Here is a 25,803-nt window from a genome sequence, read left to right on the forward strand (position 1 = left end):
ACGGCTGTTTTAAAGAGATGCCTAAAATAAATCGGCAACACACCGAAGTATGTTGCCGATAAAATACAGTATGAAAAGTCTCTAACCTTTCATTAAAAAGCAAATTGATCCACATCCATACTCATGTATGGCTCAACACCCGTGCTGATACGCTGTACATGTGTTGTGGTGCGTGGCAATAGTTTAGCAAAATAGAACTGCGCTGTTTTAATCTTGGCATCATAAAATGCTTGTTCGCCAGTGCCATCTGCAATAGCCGTTTGAGCAACGAGTGCCATACGTGCCCATAAATAAGCAAGAGTCACATAACCGCTAAAGTACATATAATCAACAGCAGCGCCGCCGACAGCATCTGGGTTTTCAGTAGCTTGCATACCAATACGTGACGTTAGATCGCCCCATTCTTTGACATGCTTGGCAAGTGGACGAATGAATTGACCCATCTCATCGTTGTCTTTGTTTTCTTCACAGAATTTTTGAATGATTTTTACAAAATTTGCGAGTAGCTTGCCTTGTGAGCCTAAGACTTTACGGCCTAATAGATCCAGTGCTTGGATTTCAGTCGTACCTTCGTAAAGACAAGCAATACGAGTATCACGAACGTTTTGTTCCATACCCCATTCACTGATAAATCCATGCCCGCCGTACACTTGTACGCCATGATTTGCCGCTTCCAGCCCAGTTTCTGTCAAGAACGCTTTGGCAATAGGAGTTAATAATGACAACATTTGGTCAGCGAACTTAAGCGCATCGCCTTCACCTTTTGCCACTGTATCAGCAAAGTGTGAGAGGTAATAAACCAATGCGCGACCACCTTCTGCAAAGGCTTTTTCTGTCAATAGCATGTTGCGAACGGCAGGGTGAACGATGATCGGATCTGCGACTTTGTCTGGCGCTTTTGCCCCTGAAAGTGAGCGCATTGCTAAGCGATCTTTTGCATAAGTCAGCGAGCCTTGGAAGGCATACTCTGCAGCCGTAAGACCTTGAACCGCTGTACCAATACGAGCAACGTTCATAAAGGTAAACATACATTGCAACCCACGGTTTTCTGGTCCAATCAAATACCCTGTTGCACCATCGAAGTTCATGACACAAGTAGCAGAGGCTTTGATGCCCATTTTGTGCTCAATAGAGCCACACACCACACTATTGTTTTCGCCTAAGCTATTGTCTTCATTGACCATAACTTTGGGTACGATAAACAGTGAAATGCCTTTTGTACCAGCAGGCGCACCAGGTAGACGAGCCAACACAATATGAATGATGTTGTCTGTTAAATCATGCTCGCCTGCTGAAATAAAGATTTTTTGGCCGGTGATGCTATAGGTGCCATCTTCTTTAGGCTCAGCCTTGGTACGGATAATGCCTAAGTCAGAACCTGCATGGGCTTCAGTCAAACACATGGTGCCTGACCATTCACCAGTGACCATTTTTTCTAAATACGTTTGTTTTTGCTCGTCAGTACCATGGTGCTCGATGGTTTGAATAGCGCCATGCGATAGGCCAGGGTACATAGAAAATGACCAGTTAGCGGTACCCACCATCTCATTGATGACTGTAGATAATGAAAATGGCATGTTTTGACCACCAAATTCTTCTTCAGCAGACAAAGCTGGGAAACCAAGCTCACAAAATGCCTGATATGCTTCTTTAAAGCCTTTTGGCGTGGTCACGACGCCATTGTTAAATTGACAACCTTCAGCATCACCGCTTTGGTTCAAGGGTGACAGCTCGTTTTCAGCGAAGCTTGCCGCCATCTCAAACAAGCTATCCATCAATTCACGATCGGCTTCTTGAAACGCGGGCAAGGTTTTGTAATGGCTTTCACTATCAAGCAGTTCATGCATAACGAATTGGATATCGCGTAAGGGTGCTTTGTATTGCATAACTTCCTGTCCTTTTAGAATATAATCGATACCAGATAGTAGGTACATAACTGCATACGCATTTCGTACGCAGATGTTATCCACTTCAATCTAGCGAGCCTAAATGATCCGTAGGCAGGAACGCAGAGTGATGCGGTGATCAATTACTTAAAATATTTATCGAAGAGAATGGTAATTGTCAGAGTCGGCGTATGACTTGATTCAATCTAACAAATTCTTCATAAAAGATAGGCTTTCACAGGCGATTATACAAGTTTGGTCATAACACTGATAAGTCATGAACCTATCTTGCATCGATTGGGTAATCAGCGGTAAGGATACATTTATAAATGTATAACCATTTGAAATTATTATTAATATTAAAAATGATAAAGGAGATAAAATAAATGGGTTAGGGAGCGTATTGCTTTACCAGCATTTCGGTTGCTATGTCTGCTGTCACGGGTTTGCCAAACCAATAACCTTGCCCTTGTTGACAGCCCATGTCTAACAATACATCACGCTGCTCTTCGGTCTCGATACCTTCAGCAATTACTTGCATGTCAAGGGCAACAGCCAAGTCTAAAATGGCTTTTACGATCGCACGCTGGATATGATCAGTCGTGATGTTAGAGATGAAGCTTTTATCAATTTTAATAAAATCGAATGGATACTCTTGAAGATAGCTCAAAGAGGCATAGCCCGTCCCAAAGTCATCTAACGCTAAAAAAACGCCCAGCTCTTTGAGTAAATCAAGTTTTTGTCTGATATTAGAGTGGCGCTGAATCAAAGAGGATTCAGTGACTTCAATATGAAATTGATGAGAAGAGATGCTGTACTCTTTGAGCAGACAACTGACCATATCAAAAAAATCAGGATGACTAAATTCGGCGGCATCAGCGTTGACACAAATGTGTTGGCAAAAGCCTTTTTGTCGCCAGATAGCCAGCTGTTTGGCAATTTGAATGGCCATCTGTGAGAACAGCTCAAACGATAGCCGATTATTGATGATGGCATTGATAAAATGATCAGGTTTTAACAGTCCACGTGTTGGATGCTGCCAGCGTACAAGGGCTTCAAAACCTGTAATGATACCAGTTTTTAGTTCAAACTTTGGCTGGTAATAAGGAATAAACTGACCTTCATTGAAAGCAGCTCTTAGCTCTGCTTCTAGTCGTAAACTGTCATCAGTTGCCTCGTTGATGGTTATGTCATACCAGCAAATGTCGTCCCCACCTTGTTGTTTGACATAATGTAGCGCTTTTTCGGCTTTGGCCAATAGGGTTTTTAAATCATCGCCATTTTCAGGAAAATAGCTGACGCCAACAGAAATATGACAATAGATATTGGTATCAGTCGTAGTATTCTGGCGTAGCGAAAAAGGGCGCTCACACATTTGCATCAAGCTGTCTAACTGATGCCGTATCAGATTGGCATCATTACATTCAAATAATAAAGCAAAATCATCGCCACCGAAGTGAGAAAAACAGTGTAAGTTATCTAGCTTGAGATCTTTGACGCGACCAACAAAATCTTTAACCAAGGTATTGATATCGTCTGGGCCCAGTAAGCTGGCAAGATTACGATAGCGGTCAATGTTCAGTCGGACAATAACCACATCTTGATAACTATCTAATAACAGATCGCTGGTTTGACTTAAGAATACTTTGCGGTTTGGTAAACCAGTTGTCTGATCATAGTTGAGCAAGTGTGCAACTTGTTTTCGGTCTTTAACGATGGCAGACATATCGCGCACCATGCAAGCATAATACACTCTTTGCTCTATACAAATTTTACGATAGGTCATATGACATTCAATGACCTGTCCGTAACGGTTCGGCATAGAAAAGTCATTTTCATAAAAACCATTGATATCTAATTGCTGGATAATGTCTTTTAAGACAACCCTTTCTTCTTCTGACAAAAATTCTGCTGCATAAATACCCAGTGGTCGCCCTAGTATAAACGTCTCGCTATAACCAATAATCATCTCGTAACTGGCATTGACTGCCAGATAACGCAAATCTGCATCTAAAATAAACACAGCATCCTCTAATTGCTCGCACAATGTGGCGAGTAGTTGCTGTTTGTCTGCAATAGGAATAGGCGTGAAATCAGGCATAACAGAACTCACAACGTCAAAGGTGAATCAGAAATGGACATACGTAAATGAGATGCTGACACGCTAAAAGCTTAAAGCGTGCATCGTTGCAAGTGCCACGACTGGCGCAGTCTCAGTACGTAAAACTCTTGTACCAATTTGCCAAGGTTCAAAACCTGTTTCAAAGGCTTGTTTACATTCATCATGACTGAGTCCACCCTCAGGACCAATCAATAACTGAATATAAGACGTTTTTTGTTTCAAGATTTTGGGTAACGACTCAGGCATATTAGCTTGCCCTGCGGCAGGTACACTGAGCTGCATCCGCAAGTCGGCTGAGTGTTGTAGCACTTGATAATGAGCGTCTTGGCTGAGTGCAGCGACAATAGGACTGACAGCTGATGTTAAATTCGAAGAATGGATAGATAGATTGCTCAGCCAATCTCCAATCGACAAAGGCGCTATGATAAGGGGTGGACGATTGAGTCCACATTGCTCGCAAGCCGCGATCGCCACTTGTTGCCAATGCGCCAGCTTCTTTTCTACTTGTGCAGGCTTGAGATTAACTTCGCCATGATGGCTACTAAGTAGCTGAATGGCAGTGACACCAAGCTCAGTTGATTTTTGGATGGCGTAGTCCATTCTTTCACCGCGGCTCATGACTAAACCGATTTGAGTCATGACGGTGCTGCTTCGATCATCCGCCAAATGTGAAAGTAAGGTTGCAGTAGCGTGTTTTTTACTGATGGTCTGCAATTGCACCTGATATTCACCACCAAATCCATCAAATAAGATACCTTGGTCGCCAACATTGGCTCTCAGAACCCGGCACCAGTGATGAACAATACTCTCTGTTAATTCAATACTGGCACCCATAGACAACGTATCCAGTCGAGAGTAGGGTGTAGCTTTGTCAGTATTGATGTCATCACTAATGGCATAAAAAAAACGTCGCACAGTCACTTAGTCCTATATTTTAAATAATAGTATGCTCAAATATCTTAGCAGAATATCATTACAGAAGGTAAAGGTATTATAAGTAGTAGGTGATATCCTACAGTTATTATTCTTTATGTCACCAATGAATAAAAATAACAATGGCAACAAAAAACTGGCGCTCCTAAGAGCGCCAGTCGTTAAGGTATGCATATATTGCAAGTTTACCCAGTCAACCCTAAGGCTTCAACCAAGCGTTTATTTGGCTCAACTTTATTCATGCTATAAAAATGCATGGCTGGCACGCCCTCGCTAATCAAGCGCTCGCACAGACGGTAAACCACATCAAAACCAAACTCACGGATGGCTTTACTGTCATCACCATAGTCAAATAACTGCTTACGTACATAGCGAGGAATGTCAGCGCCACAGCTATCAGCAAAGCGTATCAGGTTGCTAGAGTTGGTGATTGGCATAATGCCAGCTACCAATGGTTGGGTGGTGGTATCGATACCACGTTTTTCTAGCGTGTCACGCAGATACAGGTAACTATCCGCATTGTAAAAAAACTGTGTGATAGCTGCATTTGCGCCTGCTTGAAACTTATTGACTAAGTTGTCAACATCGAACTCGAAGCTGCGGGCTTGAGGATGCATTTCAGGATAAGCCGCCACTTCAATCCGAAAATGATCGCCTGAATGCTCGCGAATGAACTTTACCAAGTCCAATGCAAACGGCAGCTCGCCCATACCAACCTGACCCGATGGCAAATCACCACGCAGGGCCACAAGGCGGTTGATGCCTAAGCTCTTATAATGCTCAAGTAACTCAGCGATTTCTGCTTTGTCATCACCGATACACGACATATGCGGTGCAATATCAGTCTCACCGCGTATGCTTAATGCTTGTACAATGTCTAGGGTGCGACTACGAGTTGAACCTCCAGCACCATAGGTCACTGAAAAGTAAGCCGGTGACAGCTTATTTAACTCATCATAAGTGCCAAGAAGCTTTTGATGACCTTGCTCGGTTTTTGCAGGAAAAAACTCAAAGGAAAAAGCAGGCTTACTCACAGTGTGGCTCCTTTTAGTATTTATAAGCGTCAGGTTTGAATGGACCTTCGACAGGCACACCCAGATATTCAGCTTGCTTTTGGGTCAGCTTAGTCAATGTACCGTTAAAGCCTGCAACCATCGCAGCGGCCACTTCTTCGTCTAACTTCTTAGGCAATACTTTGACGTATAAGTTATCAAAGCGCTCATCAACTGGCAGGTCAGCAAACTTCTCTTCGAACAGATACATTTGAGCCAATACTTGGTTGGCAAATGAGCCGTCCATTACGCGTGATGGGTGACCAGTAGCATTACCTAGGTTTACTAGGCGACCTTCAGCAAGCAAGATCAAATAATCATTTTCATCGTCTGAGCGGAAGATTTGATGTACTTGTGGCTTGATTTCAACCCAGCGCCAGTTGTCACGCATAAACTGAGTGTCGATTTCGGTGTCAAAGTGACCGATGTTACATACCACAGCACCAGGCTTAAGGGCTGCTAGCATATGACGGTCACAAACGTGGTAGTTACCAGTCGTGGTGACGATCATGTCAGTGTCTTCAAGCAAGCGTTTGTTGATGTTGTCTGCGCCGCCAGTGTTGTCGCCGTTGATGTATGGTGACAATACTTCAAAACCGTCCATACATGCCTGCATGGCGCAGATAGGATCGACTTCTGAGACACGTACGATCATGCCTTCTTGACGCAGGCTTTGTGTAGAGCCTTTACCGACATCACCGTAACCGATAACGAGGGCGCGGCGACCCGCAAGGAACATGTCGGTAGCGCGTTTGATAGCATCGTTTAAGCTATGACGGCAGCCGTATTTATTGTCGTTTTTAGATTTGGTCACTGCATCGTTAACGTTGATAGCTGGTACTTTAAGCGTACCTTTACCAAGCATTTCAACCAAGCGATGGACGCCAGTGGTGGTTTCTTCTGAGATACCATGGATATTGTCAAGCAGCTCGGCATAATCGTTGTGAATCAAAGCAGTCAAATCACCGCCATCATCCAAGATTAAGTTGGCATCCCACAGCTGGCCTGACGCTTCGCCGCCAACATGTACTTGCTGGCGTAGACACCATTCATACTCTTCTTCTGTTTCGCCTTTCCAAGCATAAACAGGGATACCAGCAGCAGCAATTGCCGCAGCAGCATGATCCTGAGTTGAGAAGATGTTACATGAGGTCCAGCGTACTTCAGCACCAAGCGCGACTAGTGTCTCGATAAGTACAGCCGTCTGAATGGTCATGTGGATACAGCCAGCGATTTTGGCGCCTTTAAGCGGCTGGTCTGCTTCGTAGCGACGACGCAAGCCCATTAGAGCAGGCATTTCAGCTTCGGCAAGCGTGATTTCACGGCGGCCGTAATCAGCAAGGCTGATGTCAGCGACTTTATAGTCAGTGAAAGAGGGATCGATCGTATGGGCAGATGGTGTAGTAGACACTGCGTCCATAATATGCTCCTATCAGTGGTTGATTTATGATAAAAAGAATAAAAACGCAGGTGCCGTTATTTGCGCTGTTGATGACCTAAAATAGATAACCAACAGTTAACCGAGCCTAACATAAGAGTTAAATAGCAAGTGCTTGAATAAAAACACTGTCATCAATCATTATGGCGCAACACCTCTCGGAGGTCGTTATTGTAATAGATGAGGCTTGGCTTGTCACCTATTGGATAAAGTAAATGATAGGCGGTAATGGCATATGTGGTACGTGATTTCGATTATCATAAAAAAGGCCACCAATCGGTGACCTGTTTATTGTTAGTGGTTATTTACTGTTAAGTGTTCAAAATTAGAACCAGTTATAAGTGAGCGAGGTAAAGTAGTTGATGCCGTCAGTATTATAGCCAATATCTGTTATATAATCTTCGTTAGTAATATTGTTTAGACGTGCAGTCATAGATAGGTTATCAGTAAGTTTGTAGTTACCACTGATGTTCAGCAATCCATAGCTGTCCACAAATTGAGCGTCAGTATTGGTGATTCTGCTGTAATAGTCTCCCACATACTGATATTCAGCGCGTATATCTAAACTTGGTAGACGGTATCCGACATATACCAAGCCCTGGTGCTCAGGACGATAGGGAAGAGAGTTCCCATCATCACTTCCGCCACTACTGTCTTCTGCCTGCTGGTAGTCATAGCTGCCGCCGAATAGATAGTCGTTCATTTCCCAGTCAGATGTTAATGAGACACCTTTGATTTTAGCTTTATTAATGTTTTGACTAGCCCCTGCATAAGGGTTACTAGGCGTAGGGCTTGCGACATAACTGATTAAATTTTCAACATCATTATAATAACCAGTTAAGCGTGTAGTCTGTAACAACGTGTTGTATTCAGCAAAAGCTTCATAGTTGTCGCTAGTCTCAGGCTTTAGATCGGGGTTACCACTATATACAGGGCTTAAATCATTAAAGGAAGGTGCGCGGAAGCCTTTAGCATAGCTTGCGCCAACACGGAAATTAGGACTAAGATGCATCGCACCGCCTAAATTATAGGTGGTTTCATCACCATAACGTGAGTCATCATCGTAGCGTAGGTTGGCTTGTGCATCAAAGCGGTCATTGGCGACAACATAGCCAGCAAAGGCACTTTTGACATTACGGTCATCAATACTGTAAGCCGTGCTATCTAAGTCTTGAGTAAGGTATTCGAGACCATAAATACCTTCACCAGCTAGCAGCTTGTTTTTACCAACTAAGCTAATCTGGTCTTGAGTACTATCGAATACATTCGGAAATTGAGCATAAGATTCACTTTTATCAATAGAGTGACCGTATTGGAGCTTAACAGAGGCATCAGGCATATATTGCCAGTCTACATAAGCTTGCGCTGCGCCATTTTCTTGATCAGCATGAGCGTCTTCAAAAGTACCATCGTCATATTTAGTAGTGGATTTACTGTACAAGATGCTAGCACCTGTCAGTAACGTGTCACCAAAACGCTGATTGACTGCTAGGCTTACGCTGTCGCTCTCAAAACCATCATCGTCTTTATTATAAGGGTCATATTGATTACTGGTATCTGGTCGGGTCGCATTGATACCATCTGTTTCGTTGTGACTGGCTGAAAGGCTTAATGTAGTACCATTAGTATTGGCAAGTTGTGCGCTTGCACCGTATACATAATGATCGTTTGAGCCGATACCCGCGGTAACTGACATACTGCTTCGATCTATATTGCTGCCTTTAGTGAATACTTGAATCACACCGCCCATCGCATCCGCACCATAGATGCTAGAACCTGATGCACCATAGAGAACTTCAATTCGATCAATTTGATCAGCAGGTAGCAAGTTTAACGCGGCGCCTCCAGCACTGACTGAGCTATAACGTATACCATCAATCAATACGAGGATTTGTTTGCTGTCGTAGCCACGCATGTAAAAATTTGAAGTAGCACCAAGACCACCGTTTTGTTTAAAAGCAATGCCTGGCTGACGTTTAATCACTTCCAAAACAGTCTGACCTTGATAACGTTGCAATTCTTCGCTATCAATGACTCGAGTTTGTGCAATCACATTACTGGTTTTGGTAGGCGTACGCGTCGCTGTCACGACGATTTTATCAAGCTCAACTTGTGGTATCTCGCTATCATTAGTGTTGGTTACCTCAGGGGTCGCCGCCATTGCGGTATTGACGGCAAATAAACCAAGCGCGCTTAAAATACTTAGGCGAAGATAGGTACGTGAAGATGAACGTGATAAAACCATTTTTAATTCCAAATTAATCAAAATAGAGAAGTTACAGAAGTGAAAGTCAAGAAGGCAAAAATTACAAAAAGTAATAATTGGTTTACAGGCCGCTATTATCTATAAAACTGCTTCATTTATAAACCACTTTAATCTAATATTTATTCACGCTAAGCTGAATAACTTTCAATAGGGAGTATTATCTGGCGGTTTTGGCACCTATTTTGTCGACTGTTTAGATAGTTTTTATTAGTCATACAGGTGAGAAAAATCGAATTATAAAGTAATCATATCCACAGTTATGTAAATGCGTAATCAAAAGCGTGGCGGTTATAAATAATTGCTATCATAGGAAACCGTTTTATTCATTTCAGTTGTAGTGCCTACCAAGCTAAGAGGTTTGTTTTGTCTATTGAGCGTAATTTGATTGTCAATACTGGGTTGTCTTTGTCATCTCTGATCAGAACAACATCTTTAGCGATGAGGATGTTTTTGTTTGCGATGATAATGAGTTTATTATCACTTGGCACAGCTTTTGCCGCTGAGCCTAGTGCGCTTATTGGTGGGAGCAGCAGTGAAGAGTCGTCGACGAATACACCGCTACCGGATTCTTTTGGACGCGATACGCCACGACATGCGGTCCAAGGGTTCATTAGTGCACTGAGTGAAAACGATTATCTGCTGGCGAGTAATTATCTCAACCTATCAAAGTCTGATAATCCAACCACAATTGTACGACAATTCAAACAAGCTTTAGATGCGGGCGGGCGTTTTCAGCCCGACTTACAGATTAATAATACTCCTGAGGGTAATCTAACGGACCAGTTGCCACCAAGCCAAGAGAATGTTGGTGTTATTAGCATTGGTGACAAAAGCGTTTCACTAGTACTAGAGAGAGTGGTATCTAAGGAAGGTGAGCAGTACTGGCAGTTTTCAAGTGAGACCCTTAGCTCTATCCCAGAAGTCATAGAAAATACCGAACCGACTTTGGTGTCTCGTTATACCTTGGGGTCGTTAGAGGGTAAGAAGCTTTTTGGTTATGAAATGGCGGATTTGGTTGCAGCATTGACCATGATTGTCAGCAGTTTTTTGCTCACTTATATCTTTGTGTGGTTGTTATATCATCTACTGCGAATCACATATCCTCGTGTGCGTGGTGTACCGCTGCCGCTGCCTGACAAAGTGATATTGCCAATGGCTGTGGTCATTATGGCGTTAATATTATCTGAAGTGATGGTATATGCTGGTGTGTCCGTCACACTGCGTGAGCCTATCAATCGCTTTACGCAGATTGCCTCTTGGCTTGCACTGACTTGGTTGCTGCTGCGAGTTATTGATGCCATATTCACACGAGCAGTGAATTTAAGCTATAAGAAAAATTATACTGAACGTGTGTCGATTTTGGGCTTAATGCGCAAAGTCGTCAAAGCATTACTATTGATATTTGCTGTGATCGTCATCTTCGGTAATTTAGGGTTTGATTTGACAACAGGTATTGCTGCACTGGGTGTGGGTGGTTTGGCATTGGCACTTGGTGCACAAAAGACCATCGAAAACCTAGTTGGTAGTGTGGTCGTTGTAGCAGATTCGCCCGTACGAATAGGGGACTATTGTAAATTTGGGACGTATGAAGGCACTGTTATTGATATTGGGATTCGATCATCGCGTGTACGTACGTTGACGCGTACAGTGGTTACTGTACCAAACGGTGACTTTTCATCTATGCAGATTGAAAACTTTACCTCGCGTGATATGTTCCGCTTTTTTCATCAGCTATATATCAAGCGTACGGCCGATATCGATGTGGTTTTCAAAATGGTCAAAGAGCTAGATGAGTATTTGAATGAGCATTATTTAACCAACCAAGAGTGGAATCAGGTCAATATCTTAGAGTTACGCCAAGACTGCTATGTCATTCAATTACAGGCTTATATCAATGCCAATGGAATCGGGGAGTTTTATGACAAACAAAACGTTTTATTTGTCGATATGCTGACCCAAGTGGCCAAGTATAAAGTCGAGCATGCGCTCCCAACACAGCAGCTTATTGTCAATCAAAATGATCCTGATCCAACTTCAGATGAGGATACAGATAGTGGTAAAGAGACAATCGATGAAAGTGGTGTAAATGATACTGACATTATTTCTGCCGATAATAAAAATGACCGCTATAATTTTGTGTTAGACAAAAAAGATGATGATACCCAAAGTAAAGACAAAGTTGATCAGAAAACGAAAAAATCAGAAGCCAGCAAACACAATCATCCTCTTCGGTCATTGAGAAATAAAGGTCGCTTATTGAGAAAAAGCACCTTTAAGCAGGCCAACAAGCAAGAAAAAAGAAAACTGGGTCTTTCCATATGGAATCAGTTTTGATCATATCGCTTGAGCAGACTTGCTGGTAATTTTGATAAAAGAGTTTATGTTTTATAAAGGAATGGCGGTCTTATTGCGCAACAAGCCGTAATAGGACCAGAGTAATAGACTGGCTGCACTGCGATGGGGCGACCAGTCTTGAGTCAGACTTGTCAGTTGCTTTGGCGTTGGACGTTCAGTGAGTTCTAGTATCTCCATCGCTGCAACTTTAATTGCCAAATCGTCCACAGCAAGTATGTCTGCGCGCTTTAATGAAAACAGCAAGTACATCTCTGCGGTCCAGCGTCCAATACCAGTCACGGCAGTCAATGTTTTGATGACTGATTCATCTGGCATCATCTTTAATGCCTTAAAATCAATATTATGCTCGACTAATGAGCGAACGTAGCGCGTTTTTTGTTTAGACAACCCTTGTGTACGTAACGTCTCATCTGTGGCTTCCTCAATTGCTTGCGGAGCCGTCAAACCTGCATCTATTAGTCGTTGCCAAATACTCGCTGCCGCTGCTACAGATAATTGTTGACCTACCATGGCTCTCATCATTTGCTCAAACCCACCAGCATTATGTCTTAGGCTTGGTGTACCAACTTGCCTGTAGACAGAGGCGAATTTTGGTTCAATAGCGATCAATGCTGCAATATGCTCATCAAGCGCTTGTGTATTTTCAATCGTATTTATGCTCATACTGGATGCTCCTTAACAACGAAAAAGATATCTGCATTAAGATAATATAAAACCTTGCTTAAAGGTAGGTGACATATGATATACGGTGCTAGCGATACAAAAAAGGACTGCAAATAAGCAGTCCTTTTTTATGTTTGAATGCTATAACTTACTCGCCATCAGCTTTGGGTTTTTTTAGTAATACCAATACCGCACCGTTGCCACCATCTTTTGGCGGCGCTGAACAAAATGCCAATACTTCTGGCAATTGACGTAACCAACCATTGACACAAGTCTTTAGAATGGCTTCGCTACCTTTACCATGAACGATTTTTACCATGGTTTCATTGTTTTGCTTGGCTTGGCTCAGTAATTGCGTCATTGCATCACGTGCTTCTTCGATGGTGCAACCATGAATGTCGACTGCATCATACCAACGTAACTTGCCTTTTTTGAGCTGATCAAAAATCTTGTTTTGCAAAGTTGGCTGTTTATAAGAAAGATACGCTTCACCTGCCACAGGGTTCAACAGTGCTTGCATGTCTGATAAGCCTGCACCTAGATCGATTGAGTCACTGCCTTGTGCAGCGGCACGTTTCGATAAAGTTGCTGCATCAGGTTTGCGTGCCCTTGCCGTGCTTGTGGGTGAGCGCACGTTTTTGTCTTCAAGTTGATTGACACCATGCATGGCTTGCATGAACAGTACTTTATCGTCATCCACATGTTCGCTGTTCAATTGCTTTACCGTTTTTTTGACCTGTTTTTGGGTAAGCAATGACACAGGCTCATCTGGCTTCTGATTTTCGCCTTCAGGAGCATTGGTATCACGCCCTTTGCTCAATTGGCCTTTTAGCTCTTTGAGTTGATCTTGCATTTCTTTTGAAAATAGAGAGTTTGACATAAAAGTTAACGTATCGTTGATTGATGAATGAATAAGCTCATACTGTGTATGATAGCCAATACTGTATAAAAGTAATCGAGTAGCTTTGATAAAAATTTAGTCTTATCAAAGCTTAAATAGCTAATGAGAGCTACTTTACCCGTCTGCTGCAACGCCTGCAAGTAAGGATTGTAACGCTTGACCAGGATGATCAGTTTTCATAAATTGCTCACCGATTAAAAAGTGCTGAATATCGTGATCTAGCATCAAGCGAATATCATCACTGCTGTGAATGCCACTTTCTGTGACAATCAACGGTTTTGGCGCTGCGTTGTCAAGGTCTGCGTTTAGTGCTTCAATCAACAGGTTTTTCAGATCAAGAGTGGTTTGTAGGCTGACATCAAAGGTATTTAAATCTCGGTTATTAATACCATAAATATTGTGCTGTGAGCGAGGTAGCTGTAGGGCACGCTCAAGCTCAGCTTTGGTATGTACTTCTATCAGTACATCCATCCCCAGCTCGATACTTAATGCATGCAGCTCTCGTACTTGTGCATCATCAAGGCAAGCCATGATCAGCAAGATACAATCTGCTCCCATCAAGTAGGACTGGTAGATTTGATAGGTATCAATCATAAAATCCTTACGTAGTACCGGTAGGCTTGCAGCATTAGAGGCTTGGATGAGGTAGGTGTCATCACCTTGAAAGTACTCACGATCCGTTAATACCGATAAGCAGCTGGCACCAGCGCGCTCGTACTGCTCTGCAAATAAAGCGGGTGTAAAATTGTGATTGATGATGCCTTTAGAAGGAGAGGCTTTTTTGATCTCAGCAATAACACCAATGTCAGCCGCTCGTAGCGCGGCTGCAAAGCCTCGACGCGGTTTGGTGTCTGCCGCGACTTTCGCTTGTAAGTCCTCAAGCGATAAGGCTTGACGGGCGGCTTTTACTTCTTCTACTTTGGTTGCGACAATACGCTGTAGTACGGTGGGAATCTGTGTATGAGTTGTGGTCATGCTGGTATCCGAATAGTGTTAAATGTCAATAAAGAGTAAGGGCTAAGCTCACCTACTGATCGCAATTCTTGCTTAAGCTTTGGCTGCTAACTGCTGTGTATATGTGGCTAATGACTCAAGTTTTGTCAGCGCGTCACCGTTTTGAATGATACTTTGAGCTCGGCTTACCCCATTAGGATAGTTGCTGGCAAGACCGGCAGTATATATTGCTGCACCAGCATTTAAGGCAATCATGTCACGAGCTTTGAGAACAGAGCGATCAGTGGTCTCTACTCCTGATAAAGCCGCACGAATCAACTCAAGACTTTGTTTTGGAGAGTCAACATCGAGACCAATCAGCGTTTGTGATTCAATACCTGCATCTTCTGGCATCATCTCATAAACACTCACTTCACCATCTTTTAGCTCAGCGACTGTGGTAGAGGTGGCAAGGCTGATTTCATCTAGGCCATCTTTTGCACCAACGACCATCACATGACGGGCGCCTAAGTTTTTCATGACTTTTGCAATGGGTTCACAAAGCTGAGCCGTGAAGACGCCAATGACTAAGTTTGGCGTGCCAGCAGGGTTGGTCAATGGCCCCAAAATATTGAAAATTGTACGAGACTTTAATTCGCGACGTATTGGATTGGCATGGCGCATGGCGCTATGGTGATTAGGCGCGAACAAAAAACCAACGCCTTGGGTTTCGATACAGTCTTGGGTTTGCTCAGGCGTGAGGGTCAAACTAATACCAGCTGCCTCAAGTAGATCTGAGCTACCAGACTTGGTTGAAACACCGCGGTTACCATGTTTGGCAACTTGCGCGCCTGCCGCAGCCACCACAAAAGCTGATGCAGTAGACACATTAAATAAGTTTGCTCCATCACCGCCTGTACCTACAATATCTACCAGATAATCACAATTTTTTGGCGTAATGTTTGCTGCCAAATCGCGCATGGCACTGGCAGAAGCTGTAATCTCATCAATAGATTCTCCCTTCATGCGCAGACCAGTCAAGATTGCACCCATCATGGCATCACTACATCTGCCTTGCATAATGATGAGCATTACCTGATACATCTCATCAAAGGTTAAGTCGATATGCTGAAATATTCTCGCTAATGCTGTGGTTAAAATCTTGTGTGTCTCTTCATCAGACAGCTGTGCAACGTTCTGTTTAGAGAAGTTATCTGGGTTAGGCGTTTCTGTCGTTTTAGAGGTGTTCATTATTATCTCTCTTACTAATTTTTTATGAATGGCTTTTATTATAAATACTGATTTTGATTAGCAATTAACCAACTTGTGGCAAATCGTCTGAGGTTAATACTGCCAGATGATGGGTTTGCAAAAAACGGTTGAGTAAATGATATCCTGACTCGCTTAGGATAGATTCTGGATGGAACTGCACGCCTTCAATAGCAAGCGTTTTATGACGAATGCCCATGATTTCCTCAATACTGCCATCGCTATTTTGTGTCCAAGCAGTCAGCTCTAGACAATCGGGTAGGCTGGTTTTATCAATGACAAGGGAGTGGTAGCGAGTTGCCTGTGATGGATTGGGCAATCCTGCAAAGATACCTTTGTCATTGTGATAAATAGCTGATAAGCGTCCATGCATGACTTTGCCAGCTTTAACAATCTGGGCACCAAATGCTTGTCCGATCGCTTGGTGACCTAAGCAAATCCCTAATATGGGTATGATGCCCTTGAAGGTTTCAATAATTTCCAATGAGATACCAGCACGATTAGGATCGCAGGGACCTGGGCCAATGACAATCACATCTGGTTTTAACGTTCTAACTTGCTCGATAGTCATTTGATCGTTACGCCAGACAGTGATTTCCTGCTGCAATTCACCGAAGTACTGTACGATGTTGTACGTAAAGCTGTCGTAATTATCGATCATTAGAATCATTGGGCTATCAACTTATAGGTAGAGACACATGTTTATCTACAGGGCTTTTATATCTTGACGTTTTACCAAAACGAGAAATACTGTTTCATTGGTTTGATAAGACGCGGTTATCTTACCACTATTTTGTGCTCTATCAAATGTGGCATAAAAACAACGCACATGACCCACATTGTGAACTTAAAAATAGCTATCTCGCATCTTATAGAGCTGAATCATCGAATACTTAATAAATTTAAATTCTTATGCTGCACTAAAAAAATACAAGTCGCATAACGATAGCGCTTATTTATGCACTTATTTTGTGCATTATCTTGCTATAACGATTTGTTATCTCGTATTGTAAGTAAGAAGTCACTAATTAAAAATACACGAAAAATATTTTTGATGTACTTAAATAATTGAAAAATATATAAATAAATTTAATGCAGCTTTATTTTTTTATTAAATAAATGATGTTGGCATATCCTTTGCATCGATAATATTATGGTGATTGATGGTTGTTACAAAGCTAAAAATGATGATTGACACATGCCGCAAGAGTTCGGCATGATGGGTCACAGATTATTAGCATAAGATGATAGCTGGTTTGGCAGATTTTATGATGGTTTATAGTCTGATTAAGCCGATGCTCTAGATGAGTCTCTTGACCAATATTATGAGTGCTGATAATGATGCGCATAGTATTAAGGACATTATAAGTTAGTGGCACTATGCTACTATCAGAGACATTATGCTATTAAGCAGTTGAAACCATGACGTCATTTAAGATATGACATTGTTAAAAACACGGTGTCACTTTAGATGCGCATACAATCCTCATTCTTAAACCAAAAAAGTGCAGTAATACTTTTAGATAATTAAATCTTTAAATAAATGAATCGCAATAATGTGATCTACACAACGGAGACTATTTATGTCGAACAAACTACTAGACCTTATCAAATCCTCTAATGCAAAATGGGTCGACTTCCGCTTTACTGATACACGCGGCAAAGAGCAACATATTAGCTTTCCAGCGCACAGCATTGACGAAGAAGTCATGGAAGACGGTAAAATGTTTGACGGCTCATCTATTGCAGGTTGGAAAGGTATTGAAGCGTCAGATATGATCTTGCGTCCTGATCCAGAAACTGCCTTTATTGACCCGTTCTTTGACGCTGTGACAGTAGTCGTCACTTGCGATATCATTGAGCCATCAACACTGCAAGGCTATGATCGTGACCCACGCTCTATCGCACGCCGTGCTGAAGAGTATTTGAAGTCTACTGGTATTGGTGACACTGCGTATTTCGGTCCTGAGCCTGAGTTCTTTGTATTTGACGATGTTAAATGGTCAGTCGATATGTCAGGTGTGAGCCATAAGATTACAGCTGAAGAAGCTGCTTGGTCGACAGGCGAGACTTATGAGTGGGGCAACATGGCGCATCGTCCACGCGTAAAAGGCGGTTACTTCCCAGTACCACCAATCGACAGCTCACATGATATGCGCGCTGTTATGTGTGAACGTATTGAAGAGATTGTTGGTGAAGGCAGCGTAGAAGTACACCATCATGAAGTGGCTTCTTGCCAATCTGAGATTGGTGTGGCATTCAATACCATGGTTCGTAAAGCCGATGAAGTACAACAGCTAAAGTATGTGGTACACAATGTCGCGCATCAGTTTGGTAAAACAGCAACCTTTATGCCTAAGCCAATCGTTGGTGATAACGGTTCAGGCATGCATGTGCATATGTCTATCTCAAAAGATGGCGTCAACACTTTCTCTGGCGATGAGTATGCAGGTTTGTCTGAGACAGCCTTGTACTTCATCGGCGGTGTGATCAAGCATGCCCGTGCTTTGAACGCAATTACCAATCCATCAACGAACAGTTATAAGCGTTTGGTGCCACATTACGAAGCGCCGATCAAATTGGCTTATTCAGCGTCTAACCGCTCAGCATCTATCCGTATTCCACATGTTAGCAGCCCTAAAGCGGTACGTGTTGAAGCACGTTTCCCTGATCCAACAGCGAACCCATACTTAGCGTTTGCAGCACTATTGATGGCAGGTCTTGATGGTATCCAGAATAAGATGCATCCAGGTGAAGCGGCTGATAAAAACTTGTATGACTTACCACCAGAAGAAGAAGCACAGATCCCAACCGTTGCTGAAAGCTTAGATGTGGCATTACAAGCGTTACGTGACGATCATGAATTCTTGCTAAAAGGTGATGTATTCACAAAAGATATGCTAGAAGCATTTATTGCTTTGAAAGAGGAAGAAGTACAGCGTCTTAATGTGACTGTGCATCCTGTTGAATTTGATATGTACTACAGCTGCTAATTTTTGCTCCAAAAGTACATCTAATCTAATAAATAAAACCAGCTAAGTGAATCTTAGCTGGTTTTTTTATATTTTTAATCACTCATAGTATAAATGGATAAGCGAAGTTTCTCTACATTCACTACTGATTTCACCGCAAAAGTACCGCATAATATCGATCATGCTATTCATAACACATACCAGCAAGGTGAACTGACCATGACTTCTTTAATGAAAAATACCGTTTTAAATAATAAGTTGCCGCAAATTTTATTATCCGGTTTTATGATTAGTACTGCCAGTTTTTATATGACCATGGCAACCGCTGCACCTATTTATAAAGTTGTCGATGAAAAGACAGGTCAAGTAACGTTTACTGACCGTCCTCAGAACCATGAGCAGCAAGTGGGCAAGAGGGTGACTGAAATGGCTATCACCACAGGTAATGAGACCAACAGATTAGATAACAATACGACAAGTAATCAGTTATCTGATACTCAGCAAAATACCACCAAGCCTGTGACAAATACTAAACCCGAAGTACAAGTGAATTATCAGATTACCATTGCAGAACCGAGCGAAGAGCGTGCCTACCGTCGTCCAGCGCAAAATATCGATGTAAATGTGCAAATCAAGCCAGCCCTACAGGCAGGCGATACAATTAGCATCTATTTTGATAATAAGGAAGTCGCACAAGGATTGACTGCCTCGATTGCAACCATCGATATTTTGCCAGGTGCGCATAATATAAAAGCAGTGGTAAAAAATCAGAAAGGCGGAGTTGTCCAGCAAGTGACGCGTACTGTCTATGTCATTCAAAACACGACCGCATTACAAAATAAAAAGAAAATAGCGAAGCAACTGTTGGCCTATCAAAATTTGCCATGGCATCAAAAAGTCATGTTAAAAATGCGCCAAAAACAAGCGGCTAACCCTTAAGGCAGCTTTTAAAAGTAGTCAAATCTTGTCAAATCGCTTATTGATACCTCAATATTATTTGCGCTCTATATTAGATAAACTTAAAAAAAGAAGGCAAGCGCTTTTTACAGTGCTTGCCTTCTTTGTTATAAAGACTTCAACTTGCTTCAAATAAGGAGTGACTTATTTGGTCAGCTCAATCGTACCATTCGCGGTCACAGAGATGGTGCTATTACCAGATTCAAAGTTCTGTCTTGGCACAGCATCAGCAGATTCAGCCTTCATAGCCATTGCACTATACATTGGGCGTGGGTAGTTATTACCTGTATTTAAATTGACATTGACCACACGATATCCACGAGCATCCCATGCACGCGTTAGGTTTTTGGCCTGTTGTTGAAAGGCGCGAGAAGCGTCCGTCATCAGTTTTTGCTCTAGAGCATCTTTTTTAGTGTCTGAAACCCCAAAAGTCAAATTGTCCATCACGAGCGTTTCTTGCAGGTCTGCAATAAGCTGGCTCGTTGCTGCAAAGTCTGTGCTTTTCAAATCGATATTGGCTTGTCCAGTCCAGCCGATGATTTTGTCATTTTTGTCATAGCGAGGATAGGTGGTTTGTTGGCCTGTACTGACCGTAACGCTAGGATAGCGCTTAGCAATTTTCATTGCATTGTTAATGGTCGTATTAAGCGTGGTCGCTAGCGTTTTAGAATCCGTTGCCTGAGCTTTTTTGTATAGACTGGCACGTACTTCATCATTTTGTACTTCTTCTTTTACTTCTGCTTGAAAAGTAAGCTGGTCATAGCCAGTGGTCTCTGCGTGCGCGCCGCCCATCATAGCCGTTAATAGAAGCGCCGTACCAGTCGTCAGTGCTGCTTGGTTAAGTAAAGTTGTTTTCATAAATATCTCCTAAATTAATGTCAATATAAGTTTTAGTCCGATAAAACTTATGTAATTGTTGAAAGCTGTTCATTTTATTTGTTAGATGGCCATTTATTAGATAGACCATGTGTGTCCAGCTTCCTGAACTAAAATAACAAAATTTTAGAAGGCTGCTGTTAGAATTTTGTCACTTATGGTTACTATTTTTCTTGTGCAATAAAACAAATAGTTTGGAGAAAGGGGTTGCAATGCTAAAAAATTCTTGTATAATTTGCGACTGGTGGCTCCATTGGTAGCCTCGCAACATTGTTCTATGAATCCCGCCAGGACCGGAAGGTAGCAACGGTAATAGCCACAATGTGTGCCGAGGATTTGCTTTTGGAGTCGCTTTTTTTTGCCTAAAATTTGATGCTTGTGTCAAAAATTATGAGCAACACGCATATATTATATTAAGCCCTTCATTGTAAAGGGCTTTTTTTTTGCGAAAAATTTTGTCTAATAGCAAGATGACATTGACTAAGATGAGTTAAAATAAAAGGTGCTAACTTTTGTTAACCCTAAACGTTTTGGAATCTGACTATGAAGATGTTTGCTTGGTTGTTTATCGCCTTTGTTGTACTGATAGTAGTATTTGGGGTTAAGATTTTTAATAAATTGGTGCGTGCGCGCAATCAAGCAAAAAATGGTTTTGCGCAAATCGATGTGCAACTTAAACGCCGTCATGATTTGATTCCAAACTTGGTTGAGACAGCCAAACGTTATTTGACTCACGAACAAGAGACACTGACTCGCGTTATTGCGGCGCGTAACCATGCCCAAAGTTTGCAAGAGTCAAGTAAGCATCAGCCAGATTCGCTTGAGCACATAGCTTTGTTTGCCAAAGCAGAAGATATGTTGTCTAAGGCCTTGGGGCAGTTTTCCGCTGTTGTGGAAGCCTATCCTGAGCTAAAAGCTGACAGCATGATTAAAGAGCTGATGGATGAGTTGACCAATACTGAGAACCGTATTGGTTTTGCACGTCAGCATTACAATGATAGTGTCATGTTTTACAATAATGATCGTGAGGTCTTCCCAAATAATCTAGTTAGCACAACCTTCGGGTTTCGTCCTTTGAGTCCGTTAGTTTTCGAAGATAGAAAGACCATTGCTCAAGCACCAGTTGTCAATATGGGCTGATATTAAATGTGCTCGATTATTTTGAGGTCGGACAAATAGATGGATTTTTTTGGTGCCCAGCGAATACGCACTAAGCGCAGCTTATTGCTGTACGGACTGTTTTTTATTATTGTGTTTGCCCATATGGCAGTAGCGCTTGCTGTTATGGCATTACTGTTGACGCTGTTTACGGACGGTATTTATCATTGGGTATTGGTGCTGGTCACGATATGGATATTAGGAACCTTTATCGGTGGTAGCTTTTTAGAGTATCGTCGTCTAAAGGCAGGTGGCCGCGCGATCGCTCAGAGAGTAGGGGCGGTGAGACTATTTATTGATCGCAGTCAAGACGAGTGGGAGCAGAGTCGCGGGATTGCTCATCAGCATATACCTATGCAAAAAGTGCGCTACAGCTCCCGTCATATAGCGGTACGAGATGAGCGCGATTTGCCCTCTGTGTATCGTCGTTATTATGAGATAGCCCAGCAGCTAGCCATTGCTTCAGGTGTGCCTATGCCTATCCTCTATGTATTGCCTTATGAGCAAGGTATCAATGGTTTTGTCGCTGGTCGTCATCATCAGGATATGGTGCTTGTCGTGACGCAAGGGGCGCTGGATAAATTGTCTGATGAGGAATTGTACGGACTCATTGGGCATGAATACGGTCACATACTACACGGTGATGCGAGGTTCAATCTGAAGCTAATGGTCGTGCTTGCAGGCTTACAGATATTATATGATTGGAGCGATCCTTTTAATAATACTGGTTCCCGTAACAACTCAAGTGACTACTTTGAGAGTGCAGGCAGTCGCCACGTGCCTTTATCGCAAATGTCGCAACGTACTGTGGACACTCATGCAAGGCGTACTGAGGCACAGACTGATAACTTTAAAAGTCACAGTGATTGGATTGCCTACTGGCAAACACAGTCACAAAGACAGCAATCACAAGCCAAACAGCAGTCGAGGTGGTTACCCAATCGAGCGGCTAGTGATTGGTCAACATCACGTAGTGTGTGGGCATTGTTATTACATGCGTTTAGCTTCTCAAGTATGGCCAGTGCTCAGCTGATTAAACACAGTTTTAACCGTGAGCGTGAGCTACTGGCGGATGCAACCAGTGTGCAGCTGACGCGATCACCTGCCATCATAGAAACCTTAAAAGCCATTCATCAAGATGCAATCGGCTCACGTTTGACAGGTATCGGCAATCTCAATGGCCTCAGTCATTTCTTTTTTGCCAGTAGCGGTGCTGATTTGGGCGATGTGTCATGGTTTGCGACCCATCCCAGCCTGGCCGAACGTATGACGGCGATTAATACCAGTGCTTACCACAGTTTTGCCATAAAAATTGCTAAAGAAAAACAGCTCAATCAGCAGAAAATAAAGCAAATATATGAGCAGCGTCGATTGGGTAATTGGGAAGCAACAGAAAAAAATAGCCTAAGCAAAAGATTCCAAGAAAACACAGCCTTACAATCGCAAATATTATCTAGCAATCAAAAAATCAAAACTCCAGCTGACGAGCAATTACTCCAAACCCCAAACAATACTAATGATAGTGGCTCAGGCGTGTCTTCTGGGACTCTCTTGGAGCATGAGTCAGGGCTTGAGTTCGTCACAGAAACCGATGTCATCGTCGATGGACGCTTGCAAGTAAGTACATTAGATACGGATAGTCAAAAGTTATTAAAACCTTGGCAAGCAAAATCGCATAGCGAATTGCCTAATACAAAGCTGGTTACTAGTGAAGACGTAAAAAGAGCCGCACTACCGCAATATATAATCGATCATAGTCATCATCCGCTGGGCGCACAGGCACTTATTGAGGCGGTCATGTTATGTCATCAAGGTCAGATGTTATCGACAGCGATAAGTTATGATTTGACAGCGATTTGGTATCAATTACCGACGATGCCTGTTGGCACGGATAATAACGCTATAGAAGCGATGGCAAACGCTGCAAAAATATTACCGCATAAGATAGACAGTGAATTGTTAGAAAAAGTTGCCAGCCTTGATCGACGTTTGGATAGTACGCTGATTACATTGGCCATAAAACAATTAAACAACTACGATTTGTCTAAAAGCGCCATTGACGCGCTGCGATTAAAATATGAAAACCAGCCTGATAACCCTAGCTATCAGTATTACATACGGCAAAAAAAATGTCGTACCATGCTTGAGCGCTATCAGGAAGGAATGTTAGCCTTACTCAAAAGACAACTCACCACTGATTTGAGTGAAAAGTTTGCTCATCAGGTATTAAGCGATAAATCTGTTAGCGGCACGCCTCAACCGACACTCTTTCTTTTAGAAGACAATGCGCCCTCAATGTTATCCTTGTGGCAAGCATTACACATGCAACTACTATTACCTAGCTTGTTTGGTGTTTTAAACCATGAACAGCCTGTCGCACAAGCGGCATGGCAACAAGCATTGCAAGCGGGTAGAGGCAGTATTCTGATCCAGCTTGATCCTTCGGGTCAGATATTTGAGACGCTATGCGTTGCTAGGCAAGCGATTTTGATATTATTGGCGTATCGCTTATCAAAAGATATCAAAGGTCAGATGATATCGGCATTGGATAGCTCGACTCTATATTTTAACCATCCCAGTGTGGCTCACTATATTGTAGATTTAAGACGCCATGCACGCTTGATTGATATTGATCTAGCAACGGTCAGTGATGCCAATTTGCAGTGGTTGTTGTTGACAGCCCAAAGCTTAAATGGTGTACAATTATTGGCGTTGATACAGGCAGTGCCTATTTTTATAGCGCCTATCAGTGCAAGTCATCAATATGATAGTGACCAAGAGAAACCACAGAATGGTCTTCAAATAGATTATAATGAGCATACTGATAGCACTGCTCATCCTTACGTCTATAATGATTATAGGCAGTGGCTAAGTACATTGCATACGATGATGTTACACGATACGATAGTCAGCCAAGATGAGTACGACTGCTTGGTATTATTGTCAGAGCATTGGCTAGGCGTTCGAGAGCTTTTTTGAGCGATATGGCGCATCATTTGTACAGTAAAGGTTGGACTGCCAAAGTACTACAGGTGTTAGATCTTCTTTGCAATAAAAACCCATTTGATATTAGCAGGATAGTAAAGACGCATGAGTGATACCCAAGACCCGCTAATTGTATTGCAACATCGTATGCAGCAGCGTCAGATTTTGGCAATGATGGGTATTAATCAATGGGTGCAATCAGGCTCAGACACCATCAATGTTGCCAATATTTCTGCACCTGTCATCGTTGATACGGTAGTTCAGTCAGTGTCTTCTCATACCGCCATTGAATCACTAAATGTTGAACAATCAAGTATCGATGATGATGTAAATAACGATGTATCAGCTATGGATGCTGCTGAGACCGCCGCTTTAAACAATAGCGCTGTGAACAGTGCGTCAATAAGCAATGCGTCTATTAACAGTGATTACTTTGATGATAATGACACAACGTTAAGCCCACCGTCTGAACCAAATCCAGTCACGTATCGTTTTGATACGACGAACACTGATACAGTTACCCCCGATACAGTTAATCCTAATACGGCTGTCAAGCCTCTTGCCGAGAGAACAGAACGGCCAGCAGCCGCTTTTGATAAACAAGTTCAGTCAACGGACGGTTATTCTGACAATAGTCTCAAAGTTGCACCATTTAATCTACAAGGTGGTCGCTATGGCAATTGGGTGGTTTTGGTTGATATTCAAGCTCTAAATAAAAACAGCCAAAAGCTGTGGAGTAATATCACGCAAGCGCTGTCGATAACCTGCGAGACCACATCATTTCCGATCTGTGACGGTATGGATACGGCTGAGCTTGCTAATGCCAGTCTGGCAGGCTATGTCTTCAAAATAGGAAGAAGTGAGGACATACAAGTGGCTGCATTGACAGCGCTACCTGACGGACTTGAGCATCCGAACTTGACTACTGTACCTACATTAGATGAGATGCTCGCTGATAGCCGTTTAAAACGTCAATTTTGGGAGCAGCTCTCTGATGGATAAAGAGCGATTTGACCGTTTTATATATAATACGCCGT

18 protein-coding genes and 1 other RNA gene are annotated in these 25,803 nt (G+C 42.5%); 7 read left to right on the plus strand and 12 right to left on the minus strand.

Going from position 1 to position 25,803, the window contains the following annotated elements; genetic code table 11:
• Window positions 1-92 precede the first annotated feature (92 nt).
• The 6 genes from CZ794_RS05045 to CZ794_RS05070 all read right to left on the minus strand — a co-directional run bounded on the left by CZ794_RS05045 (window position 93) and on the right by CZ794_RS05070 (window position 9,676).
• Window positions 93-1,886: an acyl-CoA dehydrogenase C-terminal domain-containing protein gene (locus tag CZ794_RS05045; protein ID WP_087040578.1), complete on the minus strand. Its 1,794-nt coding sequence runs from the start codon at window positions 1,884-1,886 to the stop codon at window positions 93-95.
• Between the two features lie 391 nt (window positions 1,887-2,277).
• The gene (locus CZ794_RS05050; protein ID WP_087040579.1) at window positions 2,278-3,987 is read right to left on the minus strand and encodes a bifunctional diguanylate cyclase/phosphodiesterase; all 1,710 of its coding nucleotides are present in this window, start codon (window positions 3,985-3,987) and stop codon (window positions 2,278-2,280) included.
• A gap of 63 nt (window positions 3,988-4,050) precedes the next feature.
• Window positions 4,051-4,923, minus strand: a complete 873-nt coding sequence (locus CZ794_RS05055) for a 16S rRNA (uracil(1498)-N(3))-methyltransferase (protein ID WP_087040580.1) — start codon at window positions 4,921-4,923, stop codon at window positions 4,051-4,053.
• Window positions 4,924-5,126: 203 nt separating this feature from the next.
• Complete coding sequence (locus CZ794_RS05060; RefSeq protein WP_087040581.1) at window positions 5,127-5,975, minus strand: methylenetetrahydrofolate reductase; 849 nt, start codon at window positions 5,973-5,975, stop codon at window positions 5,127-5,129.
• Between the two features lie 13 nt (window positions 5,976-5,988).
• On the minus strand, window positions 5,989-7,413 hold the full coding sequence (gene ahcY / locus CZ794_RS05065; protein ID WP_087040582.1) for an adenosylhomocysteinase: 1,425 nt from the start codon (window positions 7,411-7,413) through the stop codon (window positions 5,989-5,991).
• A gap of 343 nt (window positions 7,414-7,756) precedes the next feature.
• On the minus strand, window positions 7,757-9,676 hold the full coding sequence (locus tag CZ794_RS05070; protein ID WP_087040583.1) for a TonB-dependent siderophore receptor: 1,920 nt from the start codon (window positions 9,674-9,676) through the stop codon (window positions 7,757-7,759).
• A 459-nt stretch (window positions 9,677-10,135) separates the two neighbouring features.
• Between CZ794_RS05070 and CZ794_RS05075 the strand changes: the two genes are divergently transcribed.
• On the plus strand, window positions 10,136-12,031 hold the full coding sequence (locus CZ794_RS05075; RefSeq protein WP_087040685.1) for a mechanosensitive ion channel family protein: 1,896 nt from the start codon (window positions 10,136-10,138) through the stop codon (window positions 12,029-12,031).
• A gap of 51 nt (window positions 12,032-12,082) precedes the next feature.
• Here the strand turns inward: CZ794_RS05075 and CZ794_RS05080 are convergent, their stop codons facing one another.
• The 5 genes from CZ794_RS05080 to CZ794_RS05100 all read right to left on the minus strand — a co-directional run bounded on the left by CZ794_RS05080 (window position 12,083) and on the right by CZ794_RS05100 (window position 16,488).
• The gene (locus tag CZ794_RS05080) at window positions 12,083-12,715 is read right to left on the minus strand and encodes a DNA-3-methyladenine glycosylase (RefSeq protein ID WP_087040584.1); all 633 of its coding nucleotides are present in this window, start codon (window positions 12,713-12,715) and stop codon (window positions 12,083-12,085) included.
• 148 nt (window positions 12,716-12,863) lie between these two features.
• Window positions 12,864-13,595 carry a Smr/MutS family protein gene (locus CZ794_RS05085; RefSeq protein ID WP_087040585.1) on the minus strand — a complete coding sequence of 244 codons (732 nt, stop codon included), beginning with the start codon at window positions 13,593-13,595 and terminating at the stop codon, window positions 12,864-12,866.
• A gap of 135 nt (window positions 13,596-13,730) precedes the next feature.
• Window positions 13,731-14,591, minus strand: coding sequence for an indole-3-glycerol phosphate synthase TrpC (trpC, locus tag CZ794_RS05090; RefSeq protein WP_087040586.1), 861 nt, complete (start codon window positions 14,589-14,591; stop codon window positions 13,731-13,733).
• Window positions 14,592-14,663: 72 nt separating this feature from the next.
• Window positions 14,664-15,800: an anthranilate phosphoribosyltransferase gene (gene trpD, locus CZ794_RS05095; RefSeq protein WP_087040587.1), complete on the minus strand. Its 1,137-nt coding sequence runs from the start codon at window positions 15,798-15,800 to the stop codon at window positions 14,664-14,666.
• Window positions 15,801-15,864: 64 nt separating this feature from the next.
• Entirely contained in the window at window positions 15,865-16,488 is a 624-nt protein-coding gene (locus CZ794_RS05100; RefSeq protein ID WP_087040588.1) for an aminodeoxychorismate/anthranilate synthase component II, read from the minus strand.
• A 913-nt stretch (window positions 16,489-17,401) separates the two neighbouring features.
• Here CZ794_RS05100 and glnA point away from each other — a divergent pair.
• Entirely contained in the window at window positions 17,402-18,811 is a 1,410-nt protein-coding gene (gene glnA / locus CZ794_RS05105; RefSeq protein ID WP_087040589.1) for a type I glutamate--ammonia ligase, read from the plus strand.
• Between the two features lie 198 nt (window positions 18,812-19,009).
• Window positions 19,010-19,729: a DUF4124 domain-containing protein gene (locus CZ794_RS05110; RefSeq protein WP_087040590.1), complete on the plus strand. Its 720-nt coding sequence runs from the start codon at window positions 19,010-19,012 to the stop codon at window positions 19,727-19,729.
• A gap of 162 nt (window positions 19,730-19,891) precedes the next feature.
• Here the strand turns inward: CZ794_RS05110 and CZ794_RS05115 are convergent, their stop codons facing one another.
• Window positions 19,892-20,605, minus strand: coding sequence for an SIMPL domain-containing protein (locus CZ794_RS05115; RefSeq protein WP_087040591.1), 714 nt, complete (start codon window positions 20,603-20,605; stop codon window positions 19,892-19,894).
• Window positions 20,606-20,874: 269 nt separating this feature from the next.
• Between CZ794_RS05115 and ffs the strand changes: the two genes are divergently transcribed.
• The 4 genes from ffs (at window position 20,875) to CZ794_RS05135 (ending at window position 25,768) form a co-directional block, all read left to right on the plus strand.
• An RNA gene (ffs, locus tag CZ794_RS05120) (signal recognition particle sRNA small type) lies at window positions 20,875-20,971 on the plus strand.
• Between the two features lie 195 nt (window positions 20,972-21,166).
• Window positions 21,167-21,763, plus strand: coding sequence for a LemA family protein (locus CZ794_RS05125; RefSeq protein ID WP_087040592.1), 597 nt, complete (start codon window positions 21,167-21,169; stop codon window positions 21,761-21,763).
• 39 nt (window positions 21,764-21,802) lie between these two features.
• Window positions 21,803-24,760 (plus strand): M48 family metalloprotease, encoded by a 2,958-nt coding sequence (locus CZ794_RS05130; RefSeq protein ID WP_087040593.1) that lies wholly within the window; start codon window positions 21,803-21,805, stop codon window positions 24,758-24,760.
• A 111-nt stretch (window positions 24,761-24,871) separates the two neighbouring features.
• Entirely contained in the window at window positions 24,872-25,768 is an 897-nt protein-coding gene (locus tag CZ794_RS05135) for a hypothetical protein (RefSeq protein WP_087040594.1), read from the plus strand.
• Window positions 25,769-25,803: the final 35 nt, after the last annotated feature.

Origin of the sequence: Psychrobacter sp. JB385, from assembly GCF_900163785.1 — a bacterium.
Lineage (GTDB): Bacteria > Pseudomonadota > Gammaproteobacteria > Pseudomonadales > Moraxellaceae > Psychrobacter.